Origin of the sequence: Hydrogenophaga sp., assembly GCF_025699295.1 — a bacterium.
Lineage (GTDB): Bacteria > Pseudomonadota > Gammaproteobacteria > Burkholderiales > Burkholderiaceae_C > Hydrogenophaga.
On the sequence record NZ_JAILWB010000014.1, the window covers coordinates 65873 to 85231 of the forward strand.

At 67.1% G+C, this 19359-nt stretch carries 22 protein-coding genes; 5 read left to right on the top strand and 17 right to left on the bottom strand.

All coding sequences use genetic code 11. From position 1 onward, the window contains the following. Positions 1–259: 259 nt before the first annotated feature. Positions 260–2578 (top strand): RNA polymerase sigma factor RpoD, encoded by a 2319-nt coding sequence (gene rpoD / locus K5880_RS15930; protein WP_297654387.1) that lies wholly within the window; start codon positions 260–262, stop codon positions 2576–2578. A gap of 136 nt (positions 2579–2714) precedes the next feature. On the opposite strand, the gene K5880_RS15935 is transcribed toward rpoD, so the two are convergent. From K5880_RS15935 to K5880_RS15955, 5 genes are all read right to left on the bottom strand, one after another. Next, on the bottom strand, positions 2715–4121 hold the full coding sequence (locus tag K5880_RS15935) for a HAMP domain-containing sensor histidine kinase (RefSeq protein WP_297654391.1): 1407 nt from the start codon (positions 4119–4121) through the stop codon (positions 2715–2717). After that, positions 4118–4825, bottom strand: a complete 708-nt coding sequence (locus K5880_RS15940) for a response regulator transcription factor (RefSeq protein ID WP_297654394.1) — start codon at positions 4823–4825, stop codon at positions 4118–4120. Before K5880_RS15940 ends, K5880_RS15935 begins: the two co-directional genes overlap by 4 nt. Positions 4826–4834: 9 nt before the next feature. Next, entirely contained in the window at positions 4835–5128 is a 294-nt protein-coding gene (locus K5880_RS15945; protein WP_297654397.1) for a hypothetical protein, read from the bottom strand. 14 nt (positions 5129–5142) lie between these two features. Beyond that, the gene (locus K5880_RS15950; RefSeq protein WP_297654399.1) at positions 5143–5613 is read right to left on the bottom strand and encodes a Spy/CpxP family protein refolding chaperone; all 471 of its coding nucleotides are present in this window, start codon (positions 5611–5613) and stop codon (positions 5143–5145) included. Positions 5614–5682: 69 nt separating this feature from the next. Next, positions 5683–6654: a LysR family transcriptional regulator gene (locus K5880_RS15955; RefSeq protein ID WP_297654402.1), complete on the bottom strand. Its 972-nt coding sequence runs from the start codon at positions 6652–6654 to the stop codon at positions 5683–5685. Positions 6655–6732: 78 nt separating this feature from the next. Between K5880_RS15955 and uraD the strand changes: the two genes are divergently transcribed. From uraD to K5880_RS15970, 3 genes are read left to right on the top strand one after another with little or no spacing between them, the layout of a single operon-like run. Beyond that, positions 6733–7320 carry a 2-oxo-4-hydroxy-4-carboxy-5-ureidoimidazoline decarboxylase gene (gene uraD, locus K5880_RS15960; RefSeq protein ID WP_297654403.1) on the top strand — a complete coding sequence of 196 codons (588 nt, stop codon included), beginning with the start codon at positions 6733–6735 and terminating at the stop codon, positions 7318–7320. Next, the gene (locus K5880_RS15965) at positions 7317–8294 is read left to right on the top strand and encodes a tripartite tricarboxylate transporter substrate binding protein (RefSeq protein WP_297654405.1); all 978 of its coding nucleotides are present in this window, start codon (positions 7317–7319) and stop codon (positions 8292–8294) included. Before uraD ends, K5880_RS15965 begins: the two co-directional genes overlap by 4 nt. Positions 8295–8299: 5 nt before the next feature. Next, complete coding sequence (locus K5880_RS15970; RefSeq protein ID WP_297654407.1) at positions 8300–8668, top strand: hydroxyisourate hydrolase; 369 nt, start codon at positions 8300–8302, stop codon at positions 8666–8668. Between the two features lie 7 nt (positions 8669–8675). Here K5880_RS15970 and K5880_RS15975 read toward each other — a convergent pair whose 3' ends face one another. The 10 genes from K5880_RS15975 to K5880_RS16020 form a co-directional block, all read right to left on the bottom strand. Continuing rightward, positions 8676–9674 carry an aldo/keto reductase gene (locus tag K5880_RS15975; RefSeq protein ID WP_297654410.1) on the bottom strand — a complete coding sequence of 333 codons (999 nt, stop codon included), beginning with the start codon at positions 9672–9674 and terminating at the stop codon, positions 8676–8678. Between the two features lie 33 nt (positions 9675–9707). Then, positions 9708–9941 (bottom strand): YlcI/YnfO family protein, encoded by a 234-nt coding sequence (locus tag K5880_RS15980; RefSeq protein ID WP_297654412.1) that lies wholly within the window; start codon positions 9939–9941, stop codon positions 9708–9710. Continuing rightward, the gene (locus K5880_RS15985) at positions 9938–10360 is read right to left on the bottom strand and encodes a putative toxin-antitoxin system toxin component, PIN family (protein WP_297654414.1); all 423 of its coding nucleotides are present in this window, start codon (positions 10358–10360) and stop codon (positions 9938–9940) included. The genes K5880_RS15980 and K5880_RS15985 overlap by 4 nt, the downstream gene beginning before the upstream one ends. A gap of 80 nt (positions 10361–10440) precedes the next feature. Continuing rightward, positions 10441–11403, bottom strand: a complete 963-nt coding sequence (locus K5880_RS15990; protein WP_297654416.1) for a Gfo/Idh/MocA family oxidoreductase — start codon at positions 11401–11403, stop codon at positions 10441–10443. A gap of 60 nt (positions 11404–11463) precedes the next feature. Further along, a complete protein-coding gene (locus tag K5880_RS15995; protein ID WP_297654418.1) occupies positions 11464–12330 on the bottom strand; it encodes a class III extradiol dioxygenase subunit beta in 867 nt (288 codons plus the stop codon). A gap of 5 nt (positions 12331–12335) precedes the next feature. Then, positions 12336–12776 carry a protocatechuate 4,5-dioxygenase subunit alpha gene (gene ligA / locus K5880_RS16000; RefSeq protein ID WP_297654421.1) on the bottom strand — a complete coding sequence of 147 codons (441 nt, stop codon included), beginning with the start codon at positions 12774–12776 and terminating at the stop codon, positions 12336–12338. 2 nt (positions 12777–12778) lie between these two features. Then, entirely contained in the window at positions 12779–13711 is a 933-nt protein-coding gene (locus tag K5880_RS16005; protein ID WP_297654424.1) for an amidohydrolase family protein, read from the bottom strand. A 9-nt stretch (positions 13712–13720) separates the two neighbouring features. Continuing rightward, the gene (ligK, locus tag K5880_RS16010; protein WP_297654427.1) at positions 13721–14404 is read right to left on the bottom strand and encodes a 4-carboxy-4-hydroxy-2-oxoadipate aldolase/oxaloacetate decarboxylase; all 684 of its coding nucleotides are present in this window, start codon (positions 14402–14404) and stop codon (positions 13721–13723) included. A gap of 1 nt (position 14405) precedes the next feature. After that, positions 14406–15440, bottom strand: coding sequence for an amidohydrolase family protein (locus K5880_RS16015; protein WP_297654429.1), 1035 nt, complete (start codon positions 15438–15440; stop codon positions 14406–14408). A gap of 30 nt (positions 15441–15470) precedes the next feature. Beyond that, positions 15471–16184, bottom strand: coding sequence for a substrate-binding domain-containing protein (locus K5880_RS16020; RefSeq protein WP_297654432.1), 714 nt, complete (start codon positions 16182–16184; stop codon positions 15471–15473). Positions 16185–16307: 123 nt separating this feature from the next. Here K5880_RS16020 and K5880_RS16025 point away from each other — a divergent pair, with 123 nt between their 5' ends. Further along, the gene (locus tag K5880_RS16025) at positions 16308–17201 is read left to right on the top strand and encodes a LysR substrate-binding domain-containing protein (RefSeq protein ID WP_297654435.1); all 894 of its coding nucleotides are present in this window, start codon (positions 16308–16310) and stop codon (positions 17199–17201) included. Between the two features lie 31 nt (positions 17202–17232). Here K5880_RS16025 and K5880_RS16030 read toward each other — a convergent pair whose 3' ends face one another. Together K5880_RS16030 and K5880_RS16035 are read right to left on the bottom strand one after the other, a co-directional pair. Then, positions 17233–18186: an AEC family transporter gene (locus K5880_RS16030; protein ID WP_297654438.1), complete on the bottom strand. Its 954-nt coding sequence runs from the start codon at positions 18184–18186 to the stop codon at positions 17233–17235. A gap of 141 nt (positions 18187–18327) precedes the next feature. Continuing rightward, positions 18328–19248, bottom strand: a complete 921-nt coding sequence (locus tag K5880_RS16035) for a tripartite tricarboxylate transporter substrate binding protein (protein WP_297654566.1) — start codon at positions 19246–19248, stop codon at positions 18328–18330. Between the last annotated feature and the right edge of the window lie 111 nt (positions 19249–19359).

Below are 19359 nucleotides of genomic sequence, written 5' to 3' on the forward strand. Positions count from 1 at the left end.
CTCCGGCACCGGCCCGGCCCCCACGCATCGGGGCTAGATGGAACACCTTCCTGGCCACCTCAGCGACCCGCCCGGTCCTGACGGAACCCCGCAAGGGCTGCACACCAAATGTTCGCCCCGACAGCTTGCAGGCCTGCCCTTTCCGGCGAAAGGCAGGCGTTGTGCCCAACAAAATCACCGGGGTTGGCCGTCAGCGGCGGCCTTCAGGCGGTTTTTGTGTGTTCTGCCGGTTCCAGTTCGATATTTTTTTGAGGTCCCCATGCCCGCGAAGAAATCCAGTACGCCCGTCGTGTCCCGCACCAAAACCGCCCCGAAGGCCAGCGCCCGTGCCTCCACCCCGGCTTCGCCCCCGAAGAAAGCCACCGCTGTGACCCAGAAGACCCCCGCAAAAGCTGCCCCCGCCAAGAAGTCCACCGCCAAGGCGGAAACCGAACTGCTTGAAGTGCCTGCAGGCAAGAAGAAAGTCGCGCCCGCCAAGACCGCTGCGGCAGACAAGCCCGCCGCCAAGCGCGGCCGCAAGCCCAAGGCCGACACCAAGGCCAAGGGCAAGCCGGGCGCAGACCTGGACGACACCGACCTGAGCGATATCGAAGACGATCTGGCCGGCGACACCGAAGCCGAAGTGGTCGACACCACCGCGCAGACGACCGAGAAGGTCAAGCCGCTGCGCATGAAGATCAGCAAGGCCAAGGAACGTGCGCTGATGAAGGAATTCGGCCTGGATGAAACCGTCCTGTCCGAAGAGGAAGCGCGCAACCGCCGCGAACGCCTCAAGACCCTGATCAAGCTGGGCAAGACGCGCGGCTACCTCACGCACGGTGAAATCAATGACCACCTGCCCGACAAGCTGGTCGAGGCCGAAACGCTGGAAGTGGTGGTCTCGCTGCTCAACGACATGGGCGTGGCCGTCTACGAACAGACGCCCGACGCAGAGACCCTGCTGCTGAACAACACCGGGCCCACGGCCGCGACCGAAGAGGAAGCCGAGGAAGAAGCCGAAGCCGCGCTGTCCACGGTGGACAGCGAATTCGGCCGCACCACCGACCCGGTGCGCATGTACATGCGCGAGATGGGCACGGTCGAGCTGCTCACGCGCGAAGGCGAAATCGAGATCGCCAAGCGCATCGAGGGCGGCCTCAACGACATGATGGCCGCCATCAGCGAAAGTCCCGCCACCATCGCCGAGATCCTGGTGATGGCCGAGGACATCCGCGAAGGCAAGGTCGTCATCTCCACCGTGGTCGACGGATTCGCCGACGCCGACGAGGCCGACGACTACGTGGCCGAAGAAGACTTCGACGACTACGACGAAGCCGACGATGACGACGGCAAGGGCGGCTCCAAGGCGCTCACCCGCAAGCTGGAAGAACTCAAGCGCGAGGCGCTCGACCGCTTCGACGCCATGCGCGCGCTGTTCGAGAAGCTGCACAAGACCTACGACAAGGAAGGCTACGGCACGCCGGCCTACCTGAAGACGCAGAAGTCCATCACCGAGACGCTGATGTCGATCCGCTTCACCGCCAAGGCGATCGAGAAGCTCTGCGGCACCATGCGCAGCCAGGTCGATGACGTACGCAAGAAAGAGCGCGAGCTGCGCCGCATCATCGTGGACAAGTGCGGCATGCCGCAGGAAACCTTCATCAAGGACTTTCCGCCCAACCTGCTCAATCTCAAGTGGGTCGAGAAGCAGGCCGCCGCCGGCAAGCCCTGGAGCGTCGTGCTCGAGCGCAACATCCCGCCGGTGCAGGAGCTGCAGCAGGGCCTGATCAACATCCAGAGCAGCGTGGTCGTGCCGCTGGCGCACCTCAAGGACATCCACAAGCGGATGAACGAGGGCGAAGCCACCTCGCGCGACGCGAAGAAGGAAATGATCGAGGCCAACCTGCGCCTGGTGATCTCCATCGCCAAGAAGTACACCAACCGCGGCCTGCAGTTCCTGGACCTGATCCAGGAAGGCAACATCGGCCTGATGAAGGCGGTGGACAAGTTCGAATACCGCCGCGGCTACAAGTTCTCGACCTACGCGACGTGGTGGATCCGCCAGGCCATCACCCGCTCGATCGCCGACCAGGCGCGCACCATCCGCATCCCGGTGCACATGATCGAGACCATCAACAAGATGAACCGCATCAGCCGCCAGCACCTGCAGGAGTTCGGCTTCGAGCCCGACGCGTCCATCCTGGCCGAGAAGATGGAGATGCCCGAGGACAAGATCCGCAAGATCATGAAGATCGCGAAAGAGCCGATCTCGATGGAAACCCCCATCGGCGACGACGACGATTCGCACCTGGGCGACTTCATCGAGGATCAGGCCAACACCGCGCCCATCGAGGCCGCGATGCAGGCCGGCCTGCGCGAAGTGGTCAAGGAAATCCTCGACAGCCTCACCCCGCGCGAAGCCAAGGTGCTGCGCATGCGCTTCGGCATCGAGATGTCCACCGACCACACGCTGGAAGAAGTGGGCAAGCAGTTCGACGTGACGCGCGAACGCATCCGCCAGATTGAGAGCAAGGCGGTGCGCAAGCTCAAGCACCCGAGCCGCTCGGACAAGCTGCGCAGCTTCATCGACACACTGTAAGCGGGCCGCTGTCGGTCGCATCAAAGAAGAAGGGGGAGCCAGTGGCTCCCCCTTCTTCTTTGTCCGGATCGTCAGGCGTGCCGTGCGGTCTGGCGTCCTGAAGGCCGCGAGCCTGGTACAGACACCTCCGCCGCGCTCAAGCCCCTGGCAGCACCACCGTCACCGCCAGCCCCGGCCGCGCATTGCGCACCGCAAACGTCCCCCCATGCGCCTGAGCCACCAGGCGGCAGAGGTACAGGCCCAAACCCACGCCGCCGGCGCTGCGGGTGCGGGCGGTGTCGGGGCGGAAGAAGGCCTGGCCCAGGTGCGGCAACTGGTCGTCGGGCACGCCGGGGCCGTGGTCGCGCACTTCGAGCTCGACACCCTGCCCCGCCGCCCATGGGCGCACATGCAGTTCCACCGGCTGCGCCGCGCCGCCGCCGTGCCGCAGGGCGTTGCCCAGCAGGTTGCGCAACAGCAGGCGCACGCGGATGCGGTCGAGCGCCAGCGCGGGCAGGCCGCTGGTCGCGTGCAGGACGATGCCCTGCCGCGCCGCGGGCTGGGTGGCAGCCAGCTCGTCGATCACTTCGCGCGCGAGCGCGGCCGCGTCGGTGGGCTCGCGGTGCAGCGCGGCGTGGCGGCCGGCCAGGCGCTCGCTCTCCAGCAGGTCGCTGATGAGGCGGGCCATCTCGCTCAGGTCGCGCAGCAGGGCTTCGCGCTGCGGCGCGATCTCGTCGGTCTCGGGCAGCAGTTCGGTGTTGAGCCGCGCGCGTGTGAGCGGGCTGCGCAGCTCGTGGCTGATGGCCAGCAGCAGCGCGCGCTGGGCTTCGAGCATCTGGTTGATGTCCTGGCCCATGGTGTTGATGGTGGCGGCCAGTTCGCCCAGTTCGTCCGGGCCCCTGGGGTGGCGCACGGGAATGGGCTGGCCGAACTCGCCGGCACCGAAGCGCAGCGCGCCCTGGCGGATGTCGTCCAGCGGGCGCAGCAGGCGGCGCACGTACAGGTAGGCCAGCAGCGTGAGGACGAGCAGCGCGGTGAGGGTGTAGCCAATGAGCTTGGGGCGGCGCTCGAACGCGGCCTCGTTCAGGCCGAACTCGATGCGGTGGCCGTCGGCCGTCGTGCGCTGCAGCAGCTGTTGCCAGTCCTGGTCGTCGCCCCAGCCGGCGTCATCGCCAGGGCCATCTCGACCGAAGCCCTGCGGTCGGTCGCGCAGCCAGCGGGGGCGCTCCTGGTCGGGGTGCGAGCGCCATTTGACCTGCGGGCCGATGATGTCGATGGTGATTGGCAGGCGCTGCGTGATGGCCCGGGCGCGCTCGGTGCTCGGCACGCCACCACCGGCCGACACCTCGTGCGCCAGCCGGTCCACATAGTCCATGAGCAGGGGGCGCGCCGCCTCGCGCCAGCCGACCGAAAACGCCTTCTGCGCGCCGCTGATGAAGGTGAAGGACATGGCCGTGGCCAGCAGCAGGAACACCAGCACCATGCGCAACTTGAGCGAGCAGCGCAGCGCATGCAGCGCGCGGCGGTACCAGGGCGCGGGCGTCGAGGTGGCGGCGGTGCTCATGGTGCGAGCCGGCGCAACGCGAGCGAATAGCCGGCGTTGCGAAGCGTCTTGATGCAGTCCAGCGGCTCGAGCTTCTTGCGCAGGCGGCTGACCACGATGTCCACCGCGCGGGTGTAGAGGTCGGCCTCGTGGCCGCGCAGCTGGTTGAGGATGTCGTCGCGGCTGAACACGCGCCCGCTCTCGCGCGCGAGCAGGTGCAGCAGGTCGAACTCGGTGCTGGTGAGGTCCACCGTCTCGCCCTGGCGCAGCACGCTGCGGCGCGCCGGGTCGATGGTGAGGCCCTCGAACAGCAGCATGTCCTGGCCTGGCGGGGTGGTGGCCTGCACGGCCGGCCCATTGCCGCCGTTGCGCCGCCGCAGCACGGTCTGGATGTGCGCGACCAGCTCGCGCGGCTCGAAGGGCTTGGGCAGGTAGGCGTCGGCACCCAGCTCGAGACCGACCACGCGGTCCATCACGTCGCCGCGCGCGGTGAGCATGACGATGGGGATGTCGCTTTCCTTGCGGATGGTGCGGCAGAGTTCGAAGCCGTCCATCTCGGGCAGCATCACGTCGAGAATGGCGACGTCGAACACACCGCTGCGCAAGCGCGCAAGCCCTTCGCTGGGCTTGAACGCGTGCGTCAGCGCCAGCTCGAAGCGCTGGAAGTACGTCGCCAGCGGCGGGCCGAGCTGTTCGTCGTCGTCAATGAGCAGTGCGCGGTGCATGCGGCATTGTCACATTGCGCTCAGGGCACGGTGGCGCTCGATGAGGCGGCGCAGGCGCTGCTGGCCGCCGCTGTCCAGGCCGTCGAATCGATCGGCCACCGAGAGGATGGCCGGCAGCGTGAGCAGCGCCTCGGTGGGCTGGCGGCGCGAGAGCCGGGCCCACAGGCCCAGCGCGTGCTCGCGGTCGAAGCGCGGACCCCATACCAGGGCGAGCAGCTCGTCGTGCGGATCGTCCACCCCGGCCAGCAACGCCGGCCCGTGGTCGCGCAGGCGCTGGGCGATTGGTGCAATCGTGGGTGACATGGAAGTGACCCGGCTCAACCGCGCGAGAACCAGCCCTTGCGTTTCTGCATGCGCTCGCGCACCTCGGCCTGCTGCGTCGGGTTCAGGCTGTCATAGAAGTCCGCCAGGGCGTTGATCACCTCCGGGCTGCTCACCTGCACCACGCGGGTCTTCTCGTCGAGCAGGTTCAGCGCACGGGCTCGGTCGAACTTCTCGCCCGCCACCAGTGCGCGCAGCTCGGCGCGCGGGTCCGCGGTCTGGCCGATGAAGGCCGCGCGCTGCGCCTGCATCTTGTCGGCCAGCACGTTGAGCTTCTGCTGCTGCTCGGCGTTGAGGTCGAGCTTGCTGGTGACACGGCTGATCACCTTGCCGCGCACCTCGGCCATCCTCTCGGCGCTCATGGGTTCGTGCGCGTGGTGGCCGCGCGAGCCGCAGGCGGCCAGGCCGCCGATGGCGATGGAGATGCCGGTGAAGGCCATGAGCGAGCGCTTGATCCAGGGTTTCATGACGGTGTCCTTTCAATGGGACTGTTGAACATGACCGCCATGGTGCCGCCCGGCGTCGCGGCGGGGGTCTCAGCGCGGTTTCGGTTTTTTTCGCTTTGTTTCAGCGCCCGCCGCACGCACACGGGCCAGGTAGTCGCCCACATGCACCCCCAGGCGCTCGGCCACCATGCGCGCGATGTGCGGCAACGCGCGCCCCGCGCTGATGGCCACGCCCACGGTCTGGGGCTGCGCGTTCTTGTCTTTCAATGGCACGAAACGCAACTGGCCAGCGAGGATTTCCGGGCCGGCATCGAGCTCGGACGTCAGGGCCACGTGGCTGCCGCTGCGCACCAGGCTCTTGACCAGCTGCAGCGAGTTGGTCACCAGCGGCGGACGGGCTTCCTGCAGCAGCCAGTTGTGCCGCCGCTCCAGGTAGCGGCGGATGGCCAGCGCGCGGCTCTGCGCGGCCAGGGGCCAGGCGACCACCTCCTTGAACGACGCCTGGGCCTGCGAGGCCAGGGGGTGCCCGGGGGCCACCACGCAGCCCAGGGGCAGCTCAGCGCTGGCCACCAGGTGCAGGTCCCGCCCGGGCTTGAGGTTGAAGGCCACCGCAAGGTCCACATCGCCCGCCCGCAGCCGCTGCACCGCCTCGTCCGGGCTGACGATGTCCACTTCCAGCACGATGCCGGGGTGCTCGCGCGCCACCGCGAGCACGAATTCCGGCAGGAAGCCGTTGACGTGGCTGTCCATCGCGGCCAGCCGCAGCTGGCCCTGGCTCACGCCCTGCAGGTGCTTGATGTCGGAGAGCGTGCGGTTGAGGTCGGCCTTCCAGCGCTGGGCCAGCGCCAGCAGCAATTCGCCGGCCGCGGTCAGCCGCATGCCACGCGGCTGTCGCTCGAACAGGGGCACGCCGAGGTCTTCCTCCAGCAGCAGGATGTGGCGGTCGATCGCGGAGGCCGAGATGGAGACCTCGCGCGCCGCGGCCTGCACCGAGCCCAGTTGGGCGACCGCCGCCACGTAACGCAGAGCCTTGGGATGCAGCATGTGGTTGGCGGGATTCATGCGTTCTGAAAATTGGAATGCAACATGCCGAATTATGCGATGGACAGCAATGCAACGGCGGCTCAGACTGCAGCCAGCATGAACGCACTTTCCGTCACTCCCCTGCCCTGGAACGCCCTCAAGGAATTGGACGAAGCCGGCTTTGTCGCGCGCCTGGGAACGGTGGTCGAGTACGCGCCCTGGGTGGCCGCAACGGCGTGGTCGGCACGGCCGTTCGCGCACTGGGACGCGCTCTACCAGGCCCTGGCACTGGCCATCCACGGCGCGGACACGCCGCGGCAGCTGGCGCTGTTGCGCGGCCATCCCGAGCTGGCGGGCCAGGAAGCGCGCGCGGGCAGCATGACCACCGACTCCCAGGGTGAGCAGGGACGCCTGGGCCTGCTGGCGCTGGATGCGCTCACCGTCGCTCGCATCGAAACCATCAACCGGCGCTACCGGGAGCGCTTCGGCTACCCCTTCGTGGTGGCCCTGCGGCTGCACACGTCCCTGGCGTCGGTGTTCCTGGACGGCGAGCAGCGCATGGCGCACGACGAGACGACCGAGTTGCGCACCGCCTTGCAGCAGGTCTGCGAAGTGATGCGCGGCCGGCTTGCGAACGCGGTCACCCCTTTCCCTTCCCCTGCCGTCCACACGCTCACATCAACCCCATCGGAGAGCCCATCATGAAACACCACCCACTTCGCCGCGTCCTGCTGGCCAGCGCCCTGCTGGGCTTGGCCGTGCCGGCGCTGCACGCCCAGGCCTGGCCGCAAAAGCCCATCAGGATCGTCGTGACCTTCGCGCCCGGCGGCTCCTCCGACATCGTGGCTCGGTTGCTGCAGCCCGGCCTGCAGGAGAAGCTGGGCCAGGTGGTGATCGTGGAGAACAAGCCGGGCGCGGGCAGCACCATTGGCGCCAACGAAGTGGCCCGGGCCGCGCCGGACGGCTACACGCTGCTGCTGTCCAACACCGCACCCATCAGCATCTCGCCCTTCATGATGGACAAGGCGCCCTACGACCCGGTCAGGAGCTTCAGCCACGTGGCCTACATCGGCTCCGTGCCCAATGTGTTCGTGGTGCACCCCTCGGTGCCGGCGCGCACCCTGCCCGATCTCGTGAAGTGGATCAACGCGCAACCCAAACCCGTGAACTACGGTTCGGGCGGCGTGGGCTCCATCGGCCACATCGTCGGCGAGATGTTCAAGCAGCAGTACAAGCTGAACATGGAACACGTGCCCTACAAGGGTTCGTCGCCCATGCACAACGACCTGCTGGGTGGCACGCTGCAATTCGCGGTGGACACCCTGACGCAGAACGTGCCCTACATGAAGGACGGCAAGCTGGTCGGGCTGGCGGTGACCTCGCGCACCCGCGCGTCGATGTCCCCCGACGTGCCCTCCGTGGTGGAAGCGGGATACCCGAAACTGGTGGCCGACAACTTCCTGGGCGTGTCCGCGCCCGCGGGCACGCCGGCCGACGTGGTGGACAAGATCAACAAGGCCGTGAGCGAGGTGGTGGCGCGGCCCGATGTGAGCAAGCGCCTCTCCGACCTCGGCGTGGACTCCCTGCCCATGAGCGCGGCGCAATTCACCCAGTTCGTCACCGACCAGGTGCGCGACTGGACGCCCGCGGTGAAGGCGTCCGGCGCGCGACTGAACTGAACGCCATGGGAGCCGGACTTTCCATTCATTGCGTGGACGTGGCCAGTGGCTGCGTCGCCGAAGGACTGCGGGTGTCGCTCAGGCGCCTGGGCCCGGACGGCGAACCGACGGGGCCCGTGCTGGCCGAAGGCCGCGTCGGTGGCAACGGCGTGCTGCAGCACCCTGCGCTGATGGGCGAGGCCATCACGGCCGGTGGCTACGAGGTGCGTTTCGAGGTGGGCGACTTCTACCGCCGCCAGGGCAAGGCGGTACCCGACCCCGCCTTCCTGGAAATGGTGCCCTACCGTTTCCACATCGCCGACGTGTCGCAGCACTACCACCTGCCGTTCAAGTTCACGGCCTGGGGCTTTTCGCTGTTCCGTGGCGGCGCCTGAGTGTGCGTCAGTACGCTTCCGTATCGACTTCGCGGCTCGACTGCTCGTTGTAGCGGTTGCCGCTCACCGTCTGCTGGTTGATCAGCGCGTCGAGCTCTGCCAGCGTGGCGGCGTCCAGCTTCACACCGGACGCGCCCAGGTTGTCGCGCAGGTGCTCCACGCGCGCGGTACCGGGGATCGGCAGGATGTCCGGCCCCTGGTGCAGCAGCCAGGCCAGCGCGAGCTGGGCGGGCGTGCAGCCCACCCGGTCGGCGATCGCCCGGTACGGCGGCAGCAGTTTGAGGTTGGCCGCGAAGTGCTCGGGCGTGAAGCGCGGCATGGCGCGGCGGATGTCCTTGGCGTCGAAGCTGCTCACGTCCAGGTCGGCGCCGCAGAGGAAGCCGCGCGCCACCGGGCTGAAGGCCACGAAGGTGATGCCCAGCTCGCGGCAGGTGGCCAGCACCGCGATCTCGGGGTTGCGCGTCCACAGCGAGTACTCGGTCTGCACGGCGGTGATCGGGTGCACCGCGTGCGCCTTGCGCACCGTGGCGGCCGATACTTCGGACAGGCCCAGCGTGCGCACCTTGCCCGCGCGCACCAGGTCGCTCATCGCACCCACGCTGTCTTCCACCGGCACCTGCTTGTCCCAGCGGTGCAGGTAGTAGAGGTCGATCACATCGGTCTTGAGGCGGCGCAGGCTGTCCTCGCAGTTGCGCCGGATCGCCTCGGGCCGGCCGTCGATCACGCGCTTGACGCCGTCGTCGAACTGCACGCCGGCCATCCCGCCCTTGCTGGCCAGCGTGAACTGGCTACGGTGCTTCGAGAGCACATTGCCCACATGGGTTTCGCTGGCGCCGAAGCCGTAGAGAGCCGCGGTGTCGAAATGCGTCACGCCCTCGTCGAACGCCGTGAGCAATACACGCTCGGCCTGCTCCTTCGACGCGGGCGCGCCATAGGCATGGCAGATGTTCATGCAGCCCAGGCCGATGGCCGAGACGGTGAAGGGGCCGAGCTGGCGCTGTTGCATGTTGATGCCTTCTGAGAACAGAGATAAGGAAAGTCAGGCCTTGTCGGCCTCATCTGCCACATCAGGCACAGCCTTCATGAAGCGATCGAAGTCCACACGGTGGCCCTTCGCTGCTTCTTCACGGAGGTAGTCCACGGTGAGAAGTGAAGCCAGCTTTTCACCCGCAGCGCTGGCAATGAACTGGTTCACTGACATGTCGTCGCGCGCGGCCAGTTCGCGAATCCTGGCGTGCAGCGAATTCGGCAGGCGAATGGTCAAGGCGGTCATGGCGTGCTCCTCAAGCGGGTCAAAAAATCGGCGGGCGTCAGCGGCTCGACGCCCAGATCCGTGATTCTGCGGAAATCGCGCAAGTTGTGCGTGATCAGGAAGCGGCTTCCCGAAGCCACCGCACACTCCAGCACCATGTCATCGTTCGGATCGCGAAGAAAGGGGCGCCAAAGGTAATACACGTCCTGCAGATGAGCAATCGACGCCAGGTAGCGCAAGAAGCCCCTCGCATCCTCCGATTCCATGCCCGGCGGCAGGTGTTCAGGTCGACTCAGCACGTCTTGCCACTCGCAATAAAGCGACACGCTAAGAGCTATCTGGAAACGCGGATCGGGCAGCAGCGACAGCAATTCAAAACTGGCACCACGCCGCGAACGCGTCGCTGCGACCAGCACACTGGTGTCCAGAACTATTTTCATGGTTACGCCAGTATAACCATACTTTGGTGTTGGCGGCCTGGCACGCCGTTACTTCCAGGCGCATCTGGCGTGCGGTTCGTTCAGCTGTTCGCGTTCAGCTGCTGTTCGAGCTGGTGCAGCACCTCGTAGCAGGCGAACACGCGCGCCACGCTGGAATTGGGCTCGCGGCCTTCCTTGATTGCAGCGAAGAACTCGCGGTCCTGCAGCTCGATGCCGTTCATGCTGACGTCGACCTTCGAGACGTCGATCTTTTCTTCCTTGCCGTTGAACAGATCGTCGTAGCGCGCGATGTAGGTCGCGGTGTCGCCGATGTAACGGAAGAAGGTGCCCAGCGGGCCGTCGTTGTTGAACGAGAGCGAGAGCGTGCAGATCGCGCCGCTGGCGGTCTTGAGCTGGATGCTCATGTCCATGGCGATGCCCAGCACCGGGTGGATCGGGCCCTGGATGGCGTTGGCCTGCACGATCGGGCTGTTGGCCTGGTAGGCAAACAGGTCCACCGTGTGCGCGGCGTGGTGCCACAGCAGGTGGTCGGTCCAGCTGCGCGGCTGGCCCAGCGCATTGGTGTTGGTGCGGCGGAAGAAATAGGTCTGCACATCCATCTGCTGGATGTTGAACTTGCCGGCCTGGATTTCCTTGTGTACGTACTGGTGGCTGGGGTTGAAGCGGCGCGTGTGGCCGCACATGGCGACCAGGCCGGTCTGCTTCTGCAGCGCGATCACGTCCTGCGCGCCCTTGAGGCTGTCGGCCAGGGGAATCTCCACCTGCACGTGCTTGCCGGCCTTGAGGCAGGCCATTGTCTGCTCGGCGTGCATCTGCGTGGGCGTGCAGAGGATGACGGCGTCCAGTTCCTTGAGCGCGAGCGACTCGGACAGGTCGGTGGTGACGTGGCCGATGCCGTACTTGGCGGCCACTTCCTTCGTCTTCTCCAGGTCGCGGCTGATCAGCGAGATCACTTCGACGCCGTCGATGTTCTTGATGCCGTCCAGGTGCTTGATGCCGAACGCGCCGGCGCCGGCCAGCGCCACTTTGATGGTTTTGCTCATGTCTTTACTCCAGTTGGGGACAGAGCTTGCCGCTTAGCGGCGGCGGTCTGTCCCGCAAGGTTATTGGTTTTCCAGAATCAGGTGGCCCACCGCCGTGTTCGACGCGGGCACATGGTAGAAGCGTTGCACGGCCTTCGGGCGGGGACCACCGGCCGCATCGGCCATCGCGCCGCGCGCGATCAGCCACATCACGAGTTCGATGCCCTCGCTGCCGGCGTCGCGCACGTAGTCGATGTGCGGAATGTTCGCCGCCGCTTCGGGGTCGTCGATGAGTTTGTCCAGGAAGGCGTTGTCGAAGTCCTTGTTGATCAGGCCCGCGCGCGGCCCCTGCAGCTGGTGGCTCATGCCACCCGTGCCCCAGATGTGCACGTTGATGTCCTCGTCATAACTCGCCACGGCCTTGGCGATGGCCTTGCCCAGGTTGTAGCAGCGCCGCCCGCTGGGCACGGGGTATTGCACCACGTTGACCGCGAAGGGAATCACCGGGCAGGGCCATGCCCCCTTCACCGGGTCCTGCTGGCCGCACATGAGCGACAGCGGCACGGTCAGGCCGTGGTCCACGTCCATCTTGTTGACGATGGTGAGGTCGAAGTCCTGCTGGATCACCGACTGCGCGATGTGCGAGGCCAGCTCCGGATGGCCCTTCACCACGGGCACCGGGCGCGGGCCCCAGCCCTCGTCGGCCGGCTGGTACTCGGCGGCGGTGCCGATGGCAAAGGTCGGAATCATGTCCAGGCTGAAGGCCGTGGCATGGTCATTGAAGACGAGAAAGATGACGTCGGGCTTGTGGTCCTTCATCCACTGCTTGCCGAACTCGTAGCCCTGGAAGACCGGTTGCCAGTAAGGCTCCTGCGTCTTGCCGAGGTCGAGTGCGGCGCCAATGGCGGGCACGTGCGAGGTGTAGACGGATGCGGTGATGCGTGCCATGTTCTTCAGTTCACTTTCTGGCCTGCGGAGCCTTGCGGTTGGCGGTGGGCCTGGGCGTCGCCGTCTTCACCGATCACGCGGTTGCCCTGGGCCGAGCGGCCGCCGGCGACCATCATGTTGCGGTACTCCTCTTCCGTCATCCCGGTCATCGAGCCGGCCATCTGCTGGAAGCTCTTGCCATCGGTCGCGCCGATCTTGGCCAGGAAGTAGATGTTGCCGCCCAGGCGGATGCACCAGTTCAGGTCGCGCGCCAGCACGGCCTGCTTCTGCTCTTCCGTCATGGCCCATTCGTCGAGATAGGCGCGCTCGTCCTTCTTGAAGCGCTCGCGGTTCTCGGCCTTCATCAGGCTCATGCAGAACTGGTTGAGCCAGTAGCCCTTGCGGCTCTGCTCGGCGTCGAAGATGGTCGTGCCGGGCACGTCCAGGTAGGGTTTGTCGAGTGCCATGTTCAGTGCTCCTCGGGCCAGTAAAGGCGCATGGGGTTGTCCACCAGCAACTTCTTCTGCAACTCGGCCGTGGGCGCGATCTGCGGGATGAAGTCGACCAGCAGGCCGTCGTCGGGCATGTGCTTCCTGAGGTTGGGGTGCGGCCAGTCCGTCCCCCACAACACACGGTCGGGAAATTCGCTGACCACCCGGCGCGCGAACGGCACCACGTCCTGGTAGGCGGCCTGCTCACCATCGAGCGCCCTGGGGCCGGTGACGGAGAGGCGTTCGGGGCAGGTCACCTTGCTCCACACGTTGGGGTGCTCGCGCATGAACTTGAGGAAGAGTTCGAACTCGGGGCCGTCCACCAGTTTGCTCACGTCGGGCGTGCCCATGTGGTCCACCACCACGGTGGTGGGCAGCGCGGTGAAGAAGTCCCAGAGCTCGGGCAGGTCCACCGCTTCGAAGTAGATGACCACGTGCCAGCCCAGCAAATGGATGCGGGACGCGATCTCCAGCAGCTCCTCCTTGGGCGTGAAGTCCACCAGGCGCTTGACGAAGTTGAAGCGCACGCCGCGCACACCCGCGGCATGCAGGCGCTGGAGCTCTTCATCGCTCACGCTGCGCCGGACCGTGGCCACGCCGCGCGCCCGGCCCCCGCTGGAGACACAGGCATCGACCATCGCGCTGTTGTCCGCCCCGTGGCAGGTGGCCTGCACCACCACGTTGCGCGAGAAGCCCAGGTGATCACGCAGCGCATACAGCTGCGCCTTGCTCGCGTCGCAAGGCGTGTACTTGCGCTCGGGCGCGTAGGGAAACTCGGCACCCGGGCCGAACACGTGGCAGTGGGCGTCCACGCTGCCGGGAGGCAGCTGGAAGCGTGGCTTGCTCGGGCCGTCGTACCAGTCGAGCCAGGTGTCGGTCTTGGTGAATCCGCCGGAAGTTGGTTTGCTCATGCGTCGCTCTCAGTCGATGTATTTCAGGCCAGCCTTCTCAAGCGGCTCGCGCATCTTGTACATGTCCAGCCCCAGCACACCGCTGGCCAGCCTGGCGCGCTTCTCGCCTTCGAAGCTTTCGCGCTTGCGCGCGGCTTCGAGCGTGGCGGCGGCGCGCGCGGCGGGCACGCAGACCACGCCGTCGTCGTCGGCCACGATCACGTCACCCGGCGTCACCAGCATGCCGGCGCAGACGATGGGGATGTTCACCGAGCCCAGCGTGGCCTTGATGGTGCCCTTGCTGCTGATGGCCTTGCTCCAGACGGGGAAGCCCATCTTCTGCAGCTCCTTCACGTCTCGCACGCCGGCGTCGATGACCAGCGCGCGCGCACCGCGTGCCTGGAAGCTGGTGGCCAGCAGGTCGCCAAAGTAACCGTCGGTGCACTCGGCGGTGACCGCAGCCACCACGATGTCGCCCGGCTGGATCTGTTCGGCGGCCACGTGCATCATCCAGTTGTCGCCCGGCTGCAGCAGCACCGTCACCGCCGTTCCGCTGACCTGCTGACCCGGGTAGATGGGGCGCATGTAAGGCTTGAGCAGGCCCACGCGGCCCATGGCCTCGTGCACGGTGGCCGAGCCCAGCGCGGCCAGGCCGTCGGCGGTCGCGCGGTCGGCGCGGGTGATGTTGCGGTAGACAACGCCCAGTTCGTACATGTCAGAGTCCCTTGGATTTGAGGCGCGCGTCGAGACGCGGGAACACGCGGCGCACGTTGCCTTCGTAGATCTGGTGCTTGTCGTCCGCACTCAGGATCTTCGACGCTTCGATGTAGCGCTTGGTGTCGTCGTAGTAGTTGCCCGTGGTCGGGTCGATGCCGCGCACCGCACCGATCATCTCCGACGCAAACAAAACGTTCTTGACCGGGATCACGGTATTGAGCAGGTCGATGCCCGGCTGGTGGTACACGCAGGTGTCGAAGAACACGTTGTTCATCAGGTGCGTGTCCAGCAGGGGCTTCTTCATCTCCTGCGCCAGGCCGCGGAAGCGGCCCCAGTGGTAAGGCACGGCGCCACCGCCGTGCGGGATCAGGAACTTCAGCGTCGGGAAATCCTTGAACAGATCGCCCTGGATCAGCTGCATGAAGGCGGTGGTGTCGGCGTTGAGGTAATGCGCGCCCGTGGTGTGGAAGCAGGCGTTGCAGCTCGTGCTCACGTGGATCATGGCCGGCAGGTCGTACTCGGCCATCTTCTCGTAGATGGGGTACCAGTGCCTGTCGGTCAGCGGCGGGCTGGTCCAGTGACCCCCCGAAGGATCGGGGTTGAGGTTGATGCCGACCGCGCCGTATTCCTTGACGCACTTCTCCAGCTCGGGAATGCAGGTCGCCGGATCCACGCCGGGCGACTGCGGCAGCATGGCCACGGGCACGAAGTGATCGGGGAACAGCGTGGAGACGCGAAAGCAGAGTTCGTTGCAGATCGCCGCCCAGGTGCTGGAGACCTTGAAATCGCCGATGTGGTGCGCCATGAAACTCGCGCGCGGCGAGAACAGCGTGATGTCGCTGCCGCGTTCCTTCATCAATTTGAGCTGGTTGGTCTCGATGGACTCGCGCAGTTCGTCGTCGCTGATCTTCAGGTCCGCGACTTTCGGCATCACCGCCGGGTCCTTGATGCCTGCGATCTGCTGGTTGCGCCAGGCCTCCAGCGCCTTGGGGGCGGTGGTGTAGTGGCCGTGGCAATCGATGATCAGGCTCATGTGCTTCTTTCTCCTCTGTGGTTCGGGTGTTCAGGCGGGTTCCATGCCCTGGCGGCGCTTGGCTGCCTCCGCCTCGGGCGACGTCATGAAATCGAGCAGGGCGCGCACCAGGGTGGCCTGCGGCGAGCCGGGTGCCGCCGCCACGGGCACGCCAGCGGAGAAGATGGTGGTGATCTCGACGCCGGGCGGCATGCCACCGACCAGGGTGATGCCCTCGACATGGATCAGTTCGCTGAGCTGCTGGAAGCCCAGCTCGACCTCGCCGCGCGCCACGAGTGTGCCCACGGGCACGCCCGGCGGGGCCTGCACGGTGCGCTCGCGCACCGCGTCGGCAATGCCCCAGCGCTCGAACAGCGCGGCCAGCGCCACACCGCTGGGGCCGGTGGAATAGCTGATGTGCCTGGCGGCCAGCACGGCGCGCCTGAGCGCGTCCTCCGAGGCGATGTCGGGCACCGGAGCCCCCGCGCGCACTGCGATCGCCACGCTGGAGCGCACGAGGTCGACGCGGCTGCCCGCGTGAAGGTGGCCGGCAGCGATCAGCTTGTCGATCGCATCCGAGCCCAGCACCACCACGTCGAAGGCCTCGCCCGCCGCCACGCGCTTTGCGGCGTCGACACCACCGACCGATTCGATCGCCACCGCACAACCGGAGCGCTGCCCGAACGCGCTGCCCAGCTCGTTCAGCACCTGTCGGGTGGCCATGGACGAAATGCCGCGGAGGGTGGGGGTTGTCTCGGTGCTCATGGGGGAATGCGTGAAGGACCTGGCATTGTGGACCCCACCACCCTTCAAGAAAAGCGGCAGCCACCGCTAGCAGCTAGAACAAAATTACATAACTATGATCATGGCTTCCACCCGGGCCTTTCGATGGATCTGAAACAACTCGAATACTTCGTGCGCGTGGCCGAACTTGGCAGCTTCACGCGCGCGGCCACCGCGCTCAACGTGGCGCAACCGGCGCTCTCACGCCAGGTGCGCCTGCTCGAGGTGGAACTGCGCCAGAACCTGCTGGTGCGCAACGGCCGCGGCGCCACGCCCACCGAAGCCGGCAAGCTGCTGCTCGCACACGGGCGCGGCATCCTGCACCAGGTGGAGCGCGCGCGCGAGGAGCTCGGGCGCGTGCGCGGCGCGCTCGCCGGGCGCGTGGCCATCGGCCTGCCGCCGAGTCTGGCGCGCGTGCTCACAGTGCCGCTCACGCGGGCTTTCCGCCAGCAACTGCCGCAAGCCAGCCTGTCGATCAGCGAGGGGCTGTCGGTCGCGATGCAGGAATGGCTCAGCACCGGGCGGCTGGACATCGCCGTGCTCTACAACGCGCAGCCCTCACCCGACCTGGAAATCCAGCCGTTGAAGGACGAGGAACTCATGCTGGTGGAACTGCGCCCGCCGGGCCTGCCCGAAGACCCGCCACCCGCGGCCATACCCCTGCGCGAGGTGGCCGCCCTGCCACTGGTGATCCCGAGCCGGCCCAACGCCATCCGCATGCATGTGGAGACCGAGATGGCCAACATCGGCTGCCGGCTCAACGTGGCGCTGGAGATCGATGGTGTCTCCGCCATCCTCGATCTGGTGGCCGATGGCGTGGGCGCCGCCCTGCTCTCGCGCAACGCGGTAGCCAGTTCGATCCGGCCCTCGGCCTACCGCATGCGACCGGTGAGCGAGCCACCGCTGCGCACCCGCCTGTGCCTGGCCACCAGTTCGCAGCGCCCGGCCACGCTCACGCAGCAGGCCGCGCTGGACCTGATCCGGCAGGTATTGAACTGACCCCCCGCCGCGCTGCGCGCGGCGGGGGGTCTCAGCCCTTGAGCATCCAGAGGATGGCGCTGAGGGTGAAGAACGACGCCACCGTGGTGGCCAGCAGGGACGCGGCGGTGAAGCCCTCGAAGCCGTGGCGCTGCGCGAGCAGGGGGTAGATGCCGAGCATGGGCATGGCGGCCGACAGCACGGCGGCCACGCGCAGTTCGCCATCGAGGGCGGGCAGACCCAGCAGCGGCAGCAGCGTGACCGCCACCCACACCGCGGCCGGGTGCAGCAGCAGCTTGCCCGCGGCCACCTGGGCCACCTGCCGGCGCAGGCCACGCACCTGCAGGCCCACCAGCGTGCCGCCGATGATGAACAGGGCCAGGCCGCCACTGGCCGCGCCGAACAGGTTGACGGTGCGTGCGAGCACGGCCGGCAATTGCCAGCCCGCCAGCGCCACCCCGAAACCCAGCACGATGGCGACGATCATCGGGTTGCGCACCAGGCGACCCAGCGTCTGGCGCAGCGCGTCTTTCCACGACAGGCGCGCCGCGCCCGAGGCGCCCACGTCGGCCAGCGTCATGAGCAGGGGCAGCTTGAGCAGGTTTTCCACCAGCAGGTTCATGGCCAGCGCCACACCCGCCAGCGGCCCGATCGCCAGCAGCACCACCGGGTAGCCGATGTAGGTGCTGTTGCTGCATGTCATGCCCATGGCCATGTACGCGCTCTCGCTCAGGCCGCGCCGCTGCAGGCGCCGCGCGCTCCACAGCGCGATCAGCAGCCACATCACCGATCCCACACCAAACGCCAGCAGGTACGCCGGCTGCAGCAAGTCACCGATGGGGCGCGAAGCCAGGGCACTGAACAACAGCGCCGGCAACGCGAACTGGATGACGAACCTGCCCAGCACCCGCATGTCGCCGGGCGTGAACACACGCCAGCGCACGGCGGCAAAGCCCAGCGCGATGCACAGGTAGATCGGCCCGGTGATGGCCAGGATGTCGAGCAAGAGAGCGCCCCGAAGAAGAGAAACGAAAAAGAAAAGGGTCCGACGCACGCAGCCCTTCCAGGGCACCCGAGGATCCGGCTCCGCCGGTCCCAGGGTGCGCCCCCTTTCCAAGGGGGACGCGTGCAGCGCGGCGGGGGGTGCTTACTGCTTGGGAATCCCTGCGCGCTCGATCACGTCGCTCCAGCGCTTGATGTCGAATGCCAGCAGCGCGGCGGTCTGCTCGGGCGTGCTGGAGCGCGCGTCGATGTTCAGGTTGCGCAGCTTCTCGCGCACGCCGGCGTCGGCCAGGGCGGCTGCGATTTCGCGTTGCAGACGGTCCACTGCCGCGCGCGGCGTCTTCGACGGCACGGCCAGGGCGTTCCACGACGACGCGACGAACTCCTTCACGCCCGACTCGACGGCGGTGGGCACCTCGGGCAGCACGATGGAGCGCTTCTCGCCGGTGACGGCCAGCGCGCGCAAGGCGCCGGCCTTGATGTGCGTGAGCATGGGCGAGAGGATTTCAACCGCCACGTCGACCTGCTGGCCACGGATGGCCCCAACCAGCGCGGGCGTGCCGTTGAAGGGCACGACCTGCGCGTCGATGCCGGCCGTGCTCTTGAACAGCTCGGCCGCCAGGTTCTGCGTGCTGCCGATGTTGATGCTGCCCACGTTGAGCTTCCCCGGGTTGGCCTTGGCGAACGCAATCAGCTCCTGCAGGGACTTGTGCGGCGAGTTCGCGGGCACGATCACGGCGATGTCGAAGTAGCCCAGCGTGGACACCGGGGTGAAATCCCTGACGGTGTCGAACGGCAGGCTCTTGAACAGGCCAGCGGTGACGGCCGTGCCGTTGGACATCAGGAACATGGTGTGGCCATCGGGCTCGGAGCGGACCACCGAGTCGGCCGCCACCACGCCACCGGCGCCAGGCCGGTTCTCGACCACCACCGCCTGGCCGAGCTGGCTGCCGAGTTTTTCGGCCACGATGCGCGCGGTGAGGTCGCCCACGCCGCCCGGTCCGAAAGGCACCACGACGCGCAGACCTTTCGAGGGAAACGCAGCAGGCTGGGCATGGGCCGGCATGGTGGCCAGCGCGGCCAGGGACAGGGCAACGCCAAGCAGTGCGCGACGCGGGACAAGGAGCGGATTGTTCAAGGGTTTCCTCCGGCTGGATCGGAAGCAATCAGGGGGCGC

Excerpts from the sequence above, each read along its gene's own strand:
- rpoD (WP_297654387.1), top strand. The coding sequence starts at position 260 with ATGCCCGCGAAGAAATCCAGTACGCCCGTCGTGTCCCGCACCAAAACC.
- K5880_RS15935 (WP_297654391.1), bottom strand. The coding sequence starts at position 4,121 with ATGAGCACCGCCGCCACCTCGACGCCCGCGCCCTGGTACCGCCGCGCG.
- K5880_RS15940 (WP_297654394.1), bottom strand. The coding sequence starts at position 4,825 with ATGCACCGCGCACTGCTCATTGACGACGACGAACAGCTCGGCCCGCCG.
- K5880_RS15945 (WP_297654397.1), bottom strand. The coding sequence starts at position 5,128 with ATGTCACCCACGATTGCACCAATCGCCCAGCGCCTGCGCGACCACGGG.
- K5880_RS15950 (WP_297654399.1), bottom strand. The coding sequence starts at position 5,613 with ATGAAACCCTGGATCAAGCGCTCGCTCATGGCCTTCACCGGCATCTCC.
- K5880_RS15955 (WP_297654402.1), bottom strand. The coding sequence starts at position 6,654 with ATGAATCCCGCCAACCACATGCTGCATCCCAAGGCTCTGCGTTACGTG.
- uraD (WP_297654403.1), top strand. The coding sequence starts at position 6,733 with ATGAACGCACTTTCCGTCACTCCCCTGCCCTGGAACGCCCTCAAGGAA.
- K5880_RS15965 (WP_297654405.1), top strand. The coding sequence starts at position 7,317 with ATGAAACACCACCCACTTCGCCGCGTCCTGCTGGCCAGCGCCCTGCTG.
- K5880_RS15970 (WP_297654407.1), top strand. The coding sequence starts at position 8,300 with ATGGGAGCCGGACTTTCCATTCATTGCGTGGACGTGGCCAGTGGCTGC.
- K5880_RS15975 (WP_297654410.1), bottom strand. The coding sequence starts at position 9,674 with ATGCAACAGCGCCAGCTCGGCCCCTTCACCGTCTCGGCCATCGGCCTG.
- K5880_RS15980 (WP_297654412.1), bottom strand. The coding sequence starts at position 9,941 with ATGACCGCCTTGACCATTCGCCTGCCGAATTCGCTGCACGCCAGGATT.
- K5880_RS15985 (WP_297654414.1), bottom strand. The coding sequence starts at position 10,360 with ATGAAAATAGTTCTGGACACCAGTGTGCTGGTCGCAGCGACGCGTTCG.
- K5880_RS15990 (WP_297654416.1), bottom strand. The coding sequence starts at position 11,403 with ATGAGCAAAACCATCAAAGTGGCGCTGGCCGGCGCCGGCGCGTTCGGC.
- K5880_RS15995 (WP_297654418.1), bottom strand. The coding sequence starts at position 12,330 with ATGGCACGCATCACCGCATCCGTCTACACCTCGCACGTGCCCGCCATT.
- ligA (WP_297654421.1), bottom strand. The coding sequence starts at position 12,776 with ATGGCACTCGACAAACCCTACCTGGACGTGCCCGGCACGACCATCTTC.
- K5880_RS16005 (WP_297654424.1), bottom strand. The coding sequence starts at position 13,711 with ATGAGCAAACCAACTTCCGGCGGATTCACCAAGACCGACACCTGGCTC.
- ligK (WP_297654427.1), bottom strand. The coding sequence starts at position 14,404 with ATGTACGAACTGGGCGTTGTCTACCGCAACATCACCCGCGCCGACCGC.
- K5880_RS16015 (WP_297654429.1), bottom strand. The coding sequence starts at position 15,440 with ATGAGCCTGATCATCGATTGCCACGGCCACTACACCACCGCCCCCAAG.
- K5880_RS16020 (WP_297654432.1), bottom strand. The coding sequence starts at position 16,184 with ATGAGCACCGAGACAACCCCCACCCTCCGCGGCATTTCGTCCATGGCC.
- K5880_RS16025 (WP_297654435.1), top strand. The coding sequence starts at position 16,308 with ATGGATCTGAAACAACTCGAATACTTCGTGCGCGTGGCCGAACTTGGC.
- K5880_RS16035 (WP_297654566.1), bottom strand. The coding sequence starts at position 19,248 with ATGCCGGCCCATGCCCAGCCTGCTGCGTTTCCCTCGAAAGGTCTGCGC.